This window comes from Maribacter hydrothermalis (genome assembly GCF_001913155.1).
In the GTDB taxonomy this organism is placed as follows: domain Bacteria; phylum Bacteroidota; class Bacteroidia; order Flavobacteriales; family Flavobacteriaceae; genus Maribacter; species Maribacter hydrothermalis.
In genome coordinates this window covers 752255-766784 of sequence record NZ_CP018760.1, presented here as the reverse complement: position 1 = coordinate 766784, position 14530 = coordinate 752255, and the positions used below count along the sequence as shown (strand labels likewise).

6 protein-coding genes are annotated in these 14530 nt (G+C 35.7%); 5 read left to right on the top strand and 1 reads right to left on the bottom strand.

The genetic code is table 11. From position 1 onward, the window contains the following. The first annotated feature begins 62 nt into the window (after positions 1-62). Together rpoC and BTR34_RS03290 are read left to right on the top strand one after the other, a co-directional pair. A complete protein-coding gene (rpoC, locus tag BTR34_RS03295) occupies positions 63-4361 on the top strand; it encodes a DNA-directed RNA polymerase subunit beta' (protein WP_068484264.1) in 4299 nt (1432 codons plus the stop codon). Between the two features lie 58 nt (positions 4362-4419). Further along, entirely contained in the window at positions 4420-4734 is a 315-nt protein-coding gene (locus BTR34_RS03290; protein WP_068484262.1) for a DUF3467 domain-containing protein, read from the top strand. A 32-nt stretch (positions 4735-4766) separates the two neighbouring features. On the opposite strand, the gene BTR34_RS03285 is transcribed toward BTR34_RS03290, so the two are convergent. Then, positions 4767-6356: a peptide chain release factor 3 gene (locus BTR34_RS03285; RefSeq protein ID WP_068484260.1), complete on the bottom strand. Its 1590-nt coding sequence runs from the start codon at positions 6354-6356 to the stop codon at positions 4767-4769. A 382-nt stretch (positions 6357-6738) separates the two neighbouring features. Here BTR34_RS03285 and BTR34_RS03280 point away from each other — a divergent pair, with 382 nt between their 5' ends. From BTR34_RS03280 to BTR34_RS03270, 3 genes are read left to right on the top strand one after another with little or no spacing between them, the layout of a single operon-like run. Next, positions 6739-11448, top strand: a complete 4710-nt coding sequence (locus tag BTR34_RS03280; protein ID WP_074472093.1) for an Ig-like domain-containing protein — start codon at positions 6739-6741, stop codon at positions 11446-11448. 13 nt (positions 11449-11461) lie between these two features. Continuing rightward, complete coding sequence (locus BTR34_RS03275) at positions 11462-12415, top strand: PorP/SprF family type IX secretion system membrane protein (protein WP_068485152.1); 954 nt, start codon at positions 11462-11464, stop codon at positions 12413-12415. Between the two features lie 15 nt (positions 12416-12430). After that, positions 12431-14371, top strand: coding sequence for an OmpA family protein (locus tag BTR34_RS03270; protein ID WP_068485153.1), 1941 nt, complete (start codon positions 12431-12433; stop codon positions 14369-14371). The last annotated feature ends 159 nt before the right edge of the window (positions 14372-14530 follow it).

The following is a 14530-nucleotide window of genomic DNA, read 5'->3' as shown; positions in this document are numbered from 1 at the left end:
TTCAATAGTTGCTATTGAAGACTATTAAGTAAAACAAATTAAAACATTATCAGCACGCTATTATGGCAAGAATAAAAGATAATAACCCAGTAAAAAGGTTCGATAAAATTTCAATAGGATTAGCTTCGCCAGAATCAATTTTGGCAGAGTCAAGAGGTGAAGTTTTAAAACCTGAAACAATAAATTATAGAACTCACAAACCAGAACGTGATGGTTTGTTCTGTGAGCGTATTTTTGGTCCTGTTAAGGATTACGAATGTGCCTGTGGAAAATATAAACGTATTCGTTACCGAGGTATCGTTTGTGATCGTTGTGGTGTAGAGGTTACTGAGAAAAAAGTAAGAAGAGACCGCGTAGGGCACATTAATTTGGTTGTGCCGGTAGCTCATATTTGGTATTTCCGTTCGTTACCTAATAAAATAGGTTATCTTTTAGGTTTACCGTCTAAGAAATTAGATATGATTATTTACTACGAACGTTATGTAGTAATACAAGCAGGTATAGCTAAAGGTCCTGAAGGTGAGGAAATTCAAAAAATGGATTTCTTAACTGAAGAGGAGTACTTAAATATTTTAGAAACTATTCCCCAAGAAAATCAGTATTTAGAAGATTCTGACCCAAATAAGTTCATAGCTAAAATGGGTGCTGAATGTTTAATTGATTTATTGGGTAGAATCAATCTAAAGGAACTTTCTTTTGAGCTTAGACATAAAGCAAATACAGAAACTTCAAAGCAAAGAAAAACTGAAGCATTAAAAAGACTTCAGGTTGTTGAAGCGCTTCGTGAATCTCAAGAGAATAGGGAGAACGAGCCAGAATGGATGATAATGAAAGTAATTCCGGTTATACCACCAGAATTACGTCCATTAGTGCCTTTAGATGGTGGTCGTTTTGCAACATCAGATTTAAATGATCTTTACAGAAGGGTAATTATTAGAAATAACCGTTTAAAGAGATTAGTAGAAATAAAAGCTCCAGAAGTAATTTTACGTAATGAAAAACGTATGCTTCAAGAAGCTGTAGATTCTTTATTTGATAATACAAGAAAAGCTTCTGCTGTTAAGACAGAATCTAACAGACCACTAAAATCTCTTTCAGATTCGCTTAAAGGTAAGCAAGGTCGTTTCCGTCAAAATTTATTAGGTAAACGTGTTGATTATTCTGCGCGTTCTGTAATTGTTGTGGGTCCTGAAATGAAGTTGTTCGAATGTGGACTTCCAAAAGATATGGCAGCGGAATTATACAAGCCTTTTGTAATCAGAAAACTGATTGAAAGAGGAATTGTTAAGACCGTAAAATCAGCCAAGAAAATAATAGATAAGAAAGAGCCTGTAGTTTGGGATATTTTAGAGAATGTATTGAAAGGACATCCGGTAATGTTGAACAGAGCTCCTACATTACACCGTTTAGGAATTCAAGCGTTCCAGCCTAAACTAATTGAAGGTAAAGCAATACGTTTACATCCCTTAGTATGTACTGCATTTAATGCGGATTTCGATGGTGACCAAATGGCGGTTCACCTTCCATTAGGACCTGAAGCTATTTTAGAGTGTCAGTTATTAATGTTGGCCTCGCATAATATTTTGAACCCTGCTAATGGTTCACCGATTACTGTGCCTTCTCAGGATATGGTTTTGGGTCTATATTATATGACCAAGGAAAGAAAATCGACTCCGGAACTTATAGTTAAAGGAGAAGGAATTACATTTTATTCATATGAAGAGGTAGAGATAGCTTTCAATGAAGGAATGGTTGATTTGAACGCTGGAATTAAAGTAAGAGCAAAGGATTTTAATGAAGAAGGAGAGTTAGTATACAAGATAATTCCTACTACAGTTGGAAGAGTATTGTTTAACATGGAGGTGCCAGAAGCTGCTGGTTACATAAATGATGTATTGAACAAAAAATCTCTTCGAGATATTATTGGAGGTATTTTAAGTGTAACCGATGTGCCAACAACAGCTGATTTCTTAGACAAAATTAAAACAATGGGGTATGATTTCGCATTTAGAGGCGGACTATCCTTTAGTTTAGGAGATATTATTATTCCACAAGAGAAGCATGAAATGATTGCTGAAGCTAACGTACAAGTTGATGGAATTAAGGCCAACTATAACATGGGTCTAATTACTAACAATGAGCGTTATAATCAAGTAATTGATGTTTGGACTTCTACAAACGCGCAATTGACTGAATTGGCAATGAAGCGTATACGTGAGGATCAACAAGGATTCAACTCGGTGTATATGATGCTTGATTCTGGTGCAAGGGGTTCTAAAGAGCAAATTCGCCAGTTAACAGGTATGCGTGGTTTAATGGCTAAGCCGAAGAAATCTACTGCAGGTGGTGGTGAGATTATTGAAAACCCGATTCTTTCTAACTTTAAGGAAGGTTTATCCATTTTGGAGTACTTTATTTCAACTCACGGTGCTCGTAAAGGACTTGCAGATACGGCTTTGAAAACGGCAGATGCAGGGTACTTGACTAGAAGATTGGTTGATGTTTCTCAAGATGTAATTATTAACACAGAAGATTGTGAAACACTTAGAGGTGTTGAAGTAGAGGCACTTAAGAAGAATGAAGAGGTTGTTGAAAGTCTTGGTGAAAGAATTTTAGGCAGGGTATCATTACATGATGTGTACAACCCAATGACAGAGGAATTAATTCTTAAGTCAGGTCAACAAATTATGGAAGCCGATGTTAAGAAAATTGAAGCTTCTCCTATAGAAAAGGTTGAAGTGCGTTCAGCTCTTACATGTGAGGCAGATAAAGGAATTTGTGCTAAATGTTATGGTAGAAATCTTTCAACCAATAAAATGGTTCAAAGAGGTGAAGCCGTAGGTGTTGTTGCAGCACAATCTATTGGTGAGCCAGGTACTCAGTTGACATTGAGAACTTTCCACGTAGGTGGTATTGCAGGTAACATATCTGAAGATAATAAATTAGAAGTTAAGTTTTCAGGAATTGCTGAAATAGAAGATTTAAGAACAATTACAGGTGAGGGTGCAGATGGTAAACCTGCCGAAATAGTTATTTCCAGAACTAGTGAAATTAAAGTTGTCGATGCTAAAACAGGTATAACGTTAAGCACAGGTAACATTCCTTATGGTTCTCAATTATATGTGAAGAATGGTGCTAAAGTAGAAAAAGGAGATGTAATTTGTTCTTGGGACCCATATAACGGTGTAATTGTTTCTGAATTTCCAGGGAAAATTGCTTATGAGAATATTGAACAGGGAATAACTTATCAAGTTGAAATTGATGAACAAACAGGTTTCCAAGAAAAAGTAATCTCTGAATCTAGAAACAAAAAGTTAATTCCTACTTTATTGATTCAAGATGCTAAGGGTGAAACATTACGTTCTTATAACTTACCGGTAGGGTCACATATTATGGTTGATGATGGCGATAAGATCAAAGAAGGTAAAATCTTGGTGAAAATACCACGTAAGTCCGCTAAGGCTGGTGATATTACAGGAGGTCTACCTAGAGTAACTGAATTGTTTGAAGCAAGAAATCCTTCTAATCCAGCAGTGGTATCTGAAATTGATGGTGTTGTTTCTTTTGGTAAAATTAAGAGAGGAAATAGGGAAATCATCATTGAATCTAAATTAGGTGAGGTGAAGAAATACTTGGTTAAACTTTCTAACCAAATTTTAGTTCAGGAAAATGATTATGTTAGAGCAGGAATGCCATTGTCTGACGGGTCAATTACACCTGAAGATATATTATCTATCAAAGGACCATCTGCAGTACAACAATATTTAGTAAATGAAGTGCAGGAGGTATACAGGCTACAAGGGGTTAAGATTAATGATAAGCACTTTGAAGTTGTAGTTAGACAGATGATGAGAAAGGTTAGAATAGTAGATCCAGGAGATACTATTTTCCTTGAAAATCAATTGATTCACAAGGACGATTTCATCAAAGAAAATGATGATATTTTTGGAAAAAAAGTAGTTATGGACGCCGGTGATTCTAGTAATCTTAAACCAGGTCAAATAGTTACTCCTCGTGAATTAAGAGATGAAAATTCTTTATTAAGACGTGGGGATAAAGCTTTAGTAGATGCGCGTGATGCAGTTTCCGCAACAGCAACCCCTATATTACAGGGGATTACAAGAGCATCTTTACAGACGAAATCATTTATTTCTGCTGCATCGTTCCAAGAGACGACTAAAGTATTGAACGAAGCCGCTGTAAGTGGTAAAATTGATACCTTAGAAGGCCTTAAAGAGAATGTAATTGTTGGTCATAAGATTCCGGCAGGTACAGGTATGAGAGACTACGATAGTATTATTGTTGGATCCAAAGAAGAATATGATGAGATAATGGCCAGAAAAGAGGCCTTAAGATTCTAATATGATTATAACCCTCAAATTTTATTTGAGGGTTATTTATTTTAATAAACAATATAATATGGCAGACAATAAGAATCCAAATCAAAAGCAAATTAATATAGAGTTGGATGAAAAAATGGCGGAAGGGATTTATTCTAATTTAGCTATTATAAATCATTCTGTTTCAGAGTTTGTGGTTGATTTTATAAGTATGATGCCAGGTGCTCCAAAGGCAAAGGTGAAGAGTAGAATTATTTTGACTCCACAGCATGCGAAAAAATTTTTAAAAGCACTTAATGATAATGTTCAGCGTTTCGAGAAAGCGCATGGTACCATTAAAGATTATGAGCAACCCTCTATTCCAATGAATTTTGGTCCTACAGGAGAAGCTTAAAAAAATCCCAACTTTATAAAGTTGGGATTTTTTTATTCAAATTCTGATGTAAAATGAAGTTTTACGGAAGGATATTTTTGTTGTGTCATTTGTAAAGAAAATTGGGAATCGGCCAAAAACACTAATTGCCCTCTTTTATCCTTAGCTAAGAACTTTTGTTTAACCCGTTCAAATTCTTTGAATTCATCACTTTTTCTGTTTTCAGTACCAACCCAGCACGCTTTGTAGACATTAAAATTTTCATAACTACATTTTGCTCCATATTCATGTTCCAGCCTATATTGTATAACTTCAAATTGTAAGGCACCTACAGTACCTATCACTTTTCTACCATTTAATTCTAAGGTAAATAATTGAGCCACTCCCTCATCCATAAGTTGGTCAATTCCTTTATTTAGTTGTTTGGATTTCATTGGGTCGGCATTATTAATATATCTAAAATGCTCTGGTGAAAAGCTAGGGATTCCCTTATAATGTAAAGTTTCACCTTCGGTTAAGGTATCGCCAATTTTGAAATTACCCGTGTCGTGTAGGCCAACAATATCTCCAGGGTAAGATATATCTACAATTTCCTTTTTTTCAGCGAAAAACGCATTAGGACTAGAGAATTTTAAATTTTTGCCTTGTCTAACGTGTAAGTACGGTTTGTTTCGCTCAAATGTGCCAGAAACTATTTTGATAAATGCTAGACGGTCACGATGTTTAGGGTCCATATTAGCATGAATTTTAAATACAAATCCCGTCATTTCTTTCTCGTTCGCTTCAACAAGTCTTTCTTCGGCATTTTTAGAACGCGGAGTAGGCGCAATTTGTATAAAACAGTCTAATAATTCTCTAACACCAAAATTATTAAGGGCAGAACCAAAAAATACAGGTTGTTGATCCCCTTTTAAATATAGATCTTTGTCAAATTCAGGGTATACTCCCCAGACCAACTCTAAATTATCTCTTAGTTCTATAGCTGCTTTATTACCTATTATTCTATCCAATTCAGGATTGGTAACATCATCGAAAGCTATAGTTTGTTCAATATTTTTTTTACTATCGCCGCTAAATAAGTTTATGTTTTTTTCATATATGTTGTATATGCCTTTAAAATCATAACCCATACCTATAGGAAAACTTAGAGGGGTAACTGATAAGCCTAATTTTTGTTCTAACTCATCTAGTAAATCAAAGGCATCTTGACCTTCCCTATCCATTTTATTGATAAATACCAGCATCGGTATTTTTCGCATTCTGCAAACTTCTACTAGTTTAACAGTTTGTTCCTCAACACCTTTTGCTACGTCAATTACTACTATTACACTGTCTACGGCAGTTAATGTTCTAAAAGTGTCCTCTGCAAAATCTTTATGGCCAGGAGTATCTAGAATATTGATTTTTTTGTCTTTATAGATAAAGGCAAGTACAGAAGTGGCAACCGAGATACCTCTTTGCCTTTCGATTTCCATAAAGTCACTAGTTGCAGTTTTTTTAATTTTATTGTTTTTAACTGCTCCTGCTTCTTGAATGGCTCCACCAAAAAGTAATAATTTTTCAGTTAATGTCGTTTTACCGGCATCAGGGTGAGAAATTATACCAAAAGTTCTTCTACGGGCTATTTCTTGCTTATAGGTCATGTGAAAAATTTGTGCAAAAATAAGATAAATAGACTACTTAATGTTCAGCTTTTAATAATCAAAATTTTATTGACTTTTATGGTGTTTTAATATTTATAAAATAATATTTAATAAAGATGTGAGTTTTTATTTCCTAATTATTATTTTATTAAATAGTCTAATTCTATGTAATTTTCGTAGATATGGTAATTGTTAATTTATATTTTAAGTAATTCAACCAGTAAAAATGCTTTTTATCACTGGAATTTGACGGTTCGTGGAAAAACAATTTGAGTTGAATAATTTATGCTATATCTTAGCATAGTTTTCTTTAAGACTGCCCCACTTTCTTAACAGAATTAACTTTTACATTGCCATGGTGCTTAGTAAAATACTAACACTTATGGGGAAAATTACTTGTATAAGAATTAACGGAATAAAAACCGTTAAGCCTTTCTTTTTATTTTTTTGTTCAATTGCCTTATTTACTGTAAATCAAGTTTCAGGAGTTGAGACAGTTGATTACGGTAAGTTTAATATCCAATTCGAATTAAATTCAAACGATTGGGATATAGATGAGGATGATGACGGTATTTTGGATAGTGTCGAAGATCAAGATGAAGATGGCGATGGTAATTATTTAACCAATCCTTCAGATAAAGATGGCGATGGTATTCCAAATTATTTGGATCTCGATTCTGATAATGATGGTATTCTTGATACTGTTGAAGCTCAGTCTAATGTTGGGTTTATTGTAAAATTTGGACAAGACGTAAATGGGAATGGATTAGATGATGCTTTTGAACAGTTTGGTATGTTGGGTTTAACTCCAATAAATACTGATGGAATACGTGGTACCTGCACTTCAATTCCAGATTATTTGGATATAGATTCTGATATTGATGGAATTAGAGATAATATTGAAGCACAATCTTACCTTGGATTTATTCCGCTATCTAATATTGATTTAAATTTAAATGGGTTAGACGATGCTTATGAAGGCAGTTATGGTTTCGGTATAAATCCTATAAATACTGATGATGATCAGTATCCGGACTATCGTGATTTTGATTCGGACTCAGATGGAATTAAAGATAAAGTTGAAGCTCAAACAACGGCAGGTTATCTGCGCCCATTAGGAGATTTGAACTGTAATGATATTGATGATGCATATGAAGATGGTTTAAATCCCATCGATACAGATGAGGATTTAATTCCTGATTACCGAGATATAGATTCAGATAATGATGGAATAATTGATAATAGAGAAAGTCAGGAAATTGATGGTTATATAGCTCCAACGGGGATTGATAACAACAACAATGGGATGGATGATGTTTATACTCCAAGCGGTATAACTCCTATTAATTCAGATTCGGATAGCCAACCAGATTTTAGAGATATTGATAGCGATAATGATGGTATTCCCGATAACGTGGAGGCTCAAACTACTTCAGGCTATATAGCGCCAAATGATGACGATGCAGCTACATATGCTGTTAACAATGGGGTAAATAGTGCGTACCCAAGTGGTCTGGCACCAGTAAATACGGATGGTGTAGATGCTTTGGATTACCTTGATAATGATAGTGATAATGATTTGGTGCCCGATAATAATGAGGGTAACGATTTTAATTACGACGGTATCCCGGATCAGGCATATACGGGTATAGATACCGATAACGATGGTTTGGATGACGGATATGAAGGCAGTGATATAAATGATGGATTTGATGTAAACGATGAGATAGACAATCCTTCCACGGACTTGCCGGATACGGATGGTACGGAAGATGTGAACTATAGGGATTTGGATGATGATGGGGACGGAATAGATACGCCGGATGAGGATGCGAACAATGATGGCGACCCGACCAACGATGATACGGATAATGATGGCACCCCGGATTACCTAGATCCGGACCAGGTAATAGATACCGATGGGGATGGCGTTCCTGATAGTGTTGATTTAGATGATGATAACGATGGTATTCTTGATTCTACAGAGGATCCAAATATGGATGCAGATGATAATCCATTGACGGATCCTATTGATACGGATAACGATGGGAAACCTAATCATCTTGATATCGACAGTGATAATGATGGTATTCCCGATAACGTGGAGGCTCAAACTACTTCAGGCTATATAGCGCCAAATGATGACGATGCAGCTACATATGCTGTTAACAATGGGGTAAATAGTGCGTACCCAACTGGTTTGTCACCGGTAAATACGGATGGTGTAGATGCTTTGGATTACCTTGACAATGATAGTGATAATGATTTGGTGCCCGATAATAATGAGGGTAACGATTTTAATTACGACGGTATCCCGGATCAGGCATATACGGGTATAGATACCGATAACGATGGTTTGGATGACGGATATGAAGGCAGTGATATAAATGATGGATTTGATGTAAACGATGAGATAGACAATCCTTCCACGGACTTGCCGGATACGGATGGTACGGAAGATGTGAACTATAGGGATTTGGATGATGATGGGGACGGAATAGATACGCCGGATGAGGATGCGAACAATGATGGCGACCCGACCAACGATGATACGGATAATGATGGCACCCCGGATTACCTAGATCCGGACCAGGTAATAGATACCGATGGGGATGGCGTTCCTGATAGTGTTGATTTAGATGATGATAACGATGGTATTCTTGATTCTACAGAGGATCCAAATATGGATGCAGATGATAATCCATTGACGGATCCTATTGATACGGATAACGATGGGAAACCTAATCATCTTGATATCGACAGTGATAATGATGGTATTCCCGATAACGTGGAGGCTCAAACTACTTCAGGCTATATAGCGCCAAATGATGACGATGCAGCTACATATGCTGTTAACAATGGGGTAAATAGTGCGTACCCAACTGGTTTGTCACCGGTAAATACGGATGGTGTAGATGCTTTGGATTACCTTGACAATGATAGTGATAATGATTTGGTGCCCGATAATAATGAGGGTAACGATTTTAATTACGACGGTATCCCGGATCAGGCATATACGGGTATAGATACCGATAACGATGGTTTGGATGACGGATATGAAGGCAGTGATATAAACGATGGATTTGATGTAAACGATGAGATAGACAATCCTTCCACGGACTTACCCGATACGGATGGCACGGAAGATGTGAACTATAGGGATTTGGATGATGATGGGGACGGAATAGATACGCCGGATGAGGATGCGAACAATGATGGCGATCCAACCAACGATGATTCCGATAACGATGGCACCCCGGATTACCTAGATCCGGACAATGGTAATAATGAAGAATTAGATGTCGTAGATGATGCGGTGTCAACACCAATGGATACATCTGTTGATGTATCAATTTTGGATAACGATTCTGGAATTCCGACGGATGGTACGCTGACAATCACTGAACCGACCAACGGTACAATAGTGGTTAACGACGGCGGTACACCGGATGATATTTCCGATGATACAATAATTTACACTCCAAATGATGGTTTCGAAGGAACGGATAGTTTTACTTATACCGTTTGCGATACCTTAGGTAATTGTGACACAGCAACAGTTTCTATTACCGTTGGCGAGCCAATAACGTTAGATGTAATTGATGATACGGCAAGTACTCCGATGGATACGCCAATAGAGATTTCTATCTTGGAGAATGATTTTGGAATTCCAACGGATGGTACACTGACAATCACGGAACCGACCAACGGTACGATCGTGGTCAATGATGGTGGAACACCTGATGATATTTCAGACGATTCCATAACGTATACTCCAAATGATGGTTTCGAAGGAGCGGATAGTTTTACTTATACCGTTTGCGATACCTTGGGTAATTGTGACACAGCAACAGTTTCTATTACCGTAGGCGAACCAATAACGTTAGATGTAATTGACGATACGGCAAGTACTCCGATGGATACGCCAATAGAGATTTTAATCTTGGAAAATGATTTAGGCATTCCGTCAGATGGTGATTTAGCCTTCACTGAACCGACCAACGGTACAATAGTGGTTAACGACGGTGGAACACCGGATGATATTTCCGATGATACAATAATTTACACTCCAAATGATGGTTTCGAAGGAACGGATAGTTTTACTTATACCGTTTGCGATACCTTAGGTAATTGTGACACAGCAACAGTTTCTATTACCGTTGGCGAGCCAATAACGTTAGATGTAATTGACGATACGGCAAGTACTCCAATGGATACGCCAATAGAGATTTTAATCTTGGAAAATGATTTAGGCATTCCGTCAGATGGTGATTTAGCCTTCACTGAACCGACCAACGGTACAATAGAGGTTAACGACGGTGGAACACCTGATGATATTTCAGACGATACCGTAACGTATACTCCAAATGATGGTTTCGAAGGAGCGGATAGTTTTGATTATACCGTTTGCGATACCTTAGGTAATTGTGACACAGCAACAGTTTCTATTACCGTAGGCGAGCCAATAACGTTAGATGTAATTGACGATACGGCAAGTACTCCAATGGATACGCCAATAGAGATTTTAATCTTGGAAAATGATTTAGGCATTCCGTCAGATGGTGATTTAGCCTTCACTGAACCGACCAACGGTACAATAGAGGTTAACGACGGTGGAACACCTGATGATATTTCAGACGATACCGTAACGTATACTCCAAATGATGGTTTCGAAGGAACGGATAGTTTTACCTATACCGTTTGCGATACCTTGGGCCTAGGCAATTGTGACACAGCAACAGTCGACATAACTATTACCAACGACAATCCTTTACCTCCTGAAGAGTTTATTATAGAGGTAAACCAAATGATTACTCCAAATGGTGATGGTAGAAATGAATTCTTATTTATTAGAGGTGTAGACCAAATACAGCGTAGCACTTTAAAGATTTTTAATAGGTGGGGAGTTGCAGTTTTTGAAGGTGTAAATTATAATAATCAAAATAATGTATTTGACGGTAGATCAAGAGGAAGATCTACTTTAAGTGTAGACGAGTATCTTCCTGCGGGTATATATTTCTATATATTTGATTATACCACATTTGATGGTGAAAATAAAATTGATAGTGAATATCTTTATATAAGTAGATAATAGTTTATAAAATATGAATATTAGAAATAAAGTTTTAATTCTATCAAGTGTTTTTTTACTCATTTGTGGAACCATTTTTGCTCAACAAGATGCTCAATACACGCAATATATGTTTAATACCATGAGTGTTAACCCAGCGTATGCTGGATCTCGTGGAGCATTAAGTATAGCGGCTTTGTATAGGTCTCAGTGGGTTGGTTTAGAAGGAGCTCCAAAGACGCAAACTTTGAACATTCAATCTCCAATAAGAAATAGTAAACTTGGTTATGGTTTTTCTATCGTAAATGATGAAATAGGGGATGGTGTAGTACAAGAAACTTACTTTGATGCAGTAGTTTCATACACTATTGATGTTTCTTCAGAAGGGAAATTATCATTTGGTTTAAAAGCTGGGGGAAATTTATTGAATCTTGATTTTAACCAATTACGAAATTTTGATCAAGAACCCGTTAACGCTGATAATATTGAGAATAGATTTTCGCCAAATGTTGGCGTAGGTATGTATTACCATTCAAGTAAATTTTATGCAGGGCTTTCGGCACCAAATCTTTTTCAAACTGAACATTTTGATAATTCTCAACGAGATGCCGGAAGTGTTCAATTTCTTTCTAAAGAGAGAATAAATTTTTATCTGATTACGGGATATGTTTTTGATTTGAACGGTAATCTAAAATTTAAGCCGGCCTTGCTTACAAAAGTGGTTGGTGGTGCACCGTTGCAGGTTGATATGTCTGCTAGCTTCATGTTCAATGATAAATTTACCTTTGGTGCAGCTTATAGATGGGATGCTGCAGTAAGTGCAATGGCAGGTTTCCAAATTTCTGACCAGTTTATGATTGGTTTAGCTTATGATAGGGAGACTACAGATTTGGGAGGAACACAGTTTAATGATGGTTCATTTGAGGTTCTTTTAAGGTATGAATTGGTTAAATCTTTTCAAAAATTGGTTTCACCTCGTTTTTTCTAAATGGTAATATTATATATGAAACATAAAGTAAAGTATATTATAGTAATCTTATTTTTATTTCATGGATTAGCCGAGGCTCAAGAACGGTTAATAGAAAAAGGAAATGAAAAATTCGAAGCATATTCGTTTAGGCCAGCAATTGATATTTATAAAAAAGTATTGGAAAAGGGCTATTCATCTGCAGATTTATTAAGAAAATTAGGGGATTCTTATTATTACAATGCAGAATATAAAGATGCAGGTGATACGTATATGAAATTAATGTCTGAATTTCCCGACGAAACAACAGCCGAAGATTATTTTAAATATGCGCAAACATTAAAAACATTAGGAGATTATGATACTTCTGGTATGATAATGAGCAAGTTTAAGGAAATGACCAAAAGTGACGTTCGTGCAACCGCATTTAGTAATGATCGTAATTTTAAAAAAGAAATAGAAGATAATTCAGGAAGATATATTCTTGGACCATTTGAATTTAATTCCCCCTATTCAGAATTTGCTCCTTCCTTTTATAAAGAAGGTTTGATCTTTTCGTCGGATAGGGATACAGGTAATTTTGCTAGATATCGTCATACTTGGAATGCTAAGGATTTTTTAGACTTATATGAGGTAAATGCAGATAGTTCATCAATAAACAAAGCAAAGAAATTAGATGAAAACGTAAATACTCGGTATCATGAGTCAACTTCAGTAGTAACCAAAGATGGTAAAACGTTATACTTTACTAGAAATAATTCTGAAAAGAAGAAAACTATAAAAGATGATAAAGGAATTGTTCGATTAAAAATTTTCCGAGCAAAATTAAATGAGGAGGGAGCCTGGGATGAAATCGAAGAATTGCCATTTAATAGTGATTCTTATTCTGTTGCTAACCCAGCTTTAAGTGCTGATGAGAAAACATTATATTTTGTTTCGGATATGCCAGGTACAGTTGGGGAGTCCGATTTATTTTTTGTGACCATCAATCAGGATAATACATTTGGATCACCACAAAATTTAGGACCAAACATTAATACCGAAGCAAGAGAAACTTTTCCTTATATAACAAGTGAGGAGATTTTATATTTTTCTTCAGATGGGCATCCAGGTCTTGGTGGTTTAGATGTTTTTGCAACAAAAATAAAAAGACAAGATTTTACAGGTAAAGTTTTAAATGTAGGTAAACCAGTAAACAGTAATAGTGATGATTTCACCTTCATATTTAATGAAGAATTAAGAACAGGTTATGTAGCATCAAATAGAGAAGAAGGTTTAGGATACGATGATATTTATAGTTTAACAGAAACTAGACCTTTGGTTTTTGATTGTATCCAACAAGTTACGGGTACAGTAAGAGATAAAATTACAAATGAAGTATTGGTAGGTGCAACAATAAAAGTAATTGATGAGAATAATGAAGAACTATTATCAACGATTACGGATTCTGACGGAACATATAGTCTAGAATTAGACTGTAATAAGGGTAATTTTGTTAGAGCATTAATGGAAGGATACATTCCGTTTGAAGAATATTTAGGCGTTTCTGATGGTAAACCTAAAATCATTGATTTTTATCTAGAAAGAGATCAAATTACAGCTGGTTTCGGTGATGATTTGGCCAAACTATTACAGTTAAGTACTATATATTTCGATTTTGATAAATATAACATTAGAAAGGATTCTGAAGTGGAGATTGAAAAAGTAATTGCGGCTATGGAAAAATATCCAAGTTTAAAATTAAAAGTAAATTCTCATACCGATAGTAGAGGGCCAGCAGCATATAACCTATGGTTATCTCAAAAAAGGGCAGAGTCTACAGTAAATTATATGATAAAAAAAGGTATTTCTTCAGATCGACTAGTAAGTGAAGGCTTCGGTGAAACCAAATTACTAAATGAATGTACTGACGGGGTTAAATGTAGTGCAGTTAAACACGATATAAACAGAAGGTCAGAGTTCATAATTCTTGAATAAATTCTAATAAATTTTTATAATTAAAAGCATTCAAATATTTGGATGCTTTTTCGTTTTAAATAAGTGAGTAAAACAATTATTAATATCATTTATAATAAGAATATTTTTATAAAAGTCTATAGTTTTTAGTACCTAATAGATGAAATACTCCTGTACATT

What these genes read in the sequence shown, in the direction of transcription:
- BTR34_RS03280 (WP_074472093.1), top strand. Translation starts at nt 6,739, where the DNA reads ATGGGGAAAATTACTTGTATAAGAATTAACGGAATAAAAACCGTTAAG.
- BTR34_RS03285 (WP_068484260.1), bottom strand. Translation starts at nt 6,356, where the DNA reads ATGACCTATAAGCAAGAAATAGCCCGTAGAAGAACTTTTGGTATAATT.
- rpoC (WP_068484264.1), top strand. Translation starts at nt 63, where the DNA reads ATGGCAAGAATAAAAGATAATAACCCAGTAAAAAGGTTCGATAAAATT.
- BTR34_RS03290 (WP_068484262.1), top strand. Translation starts at nt 4,420, where the DNA reads ATGGCAGACAATAAGAATCCAAATCAAAAGCAAATTAATATAGAGTTG.
- BTR34_RS03270 (WP_068485153.1), top strand. Translation starts at nt 12,431, where the DNA reads ATGAAACATAAAGTAAAGTATATTATAGTAATCTTATTTTTATTTCAT.
- BTR34_RS03275 (WP_068485152.1), top strand. Translation starts at nt 11,462, where the DNA reads ATGAATATTAGAAATAAAGTTTTAATTCTATCAAGTGTTTTTTTACTC.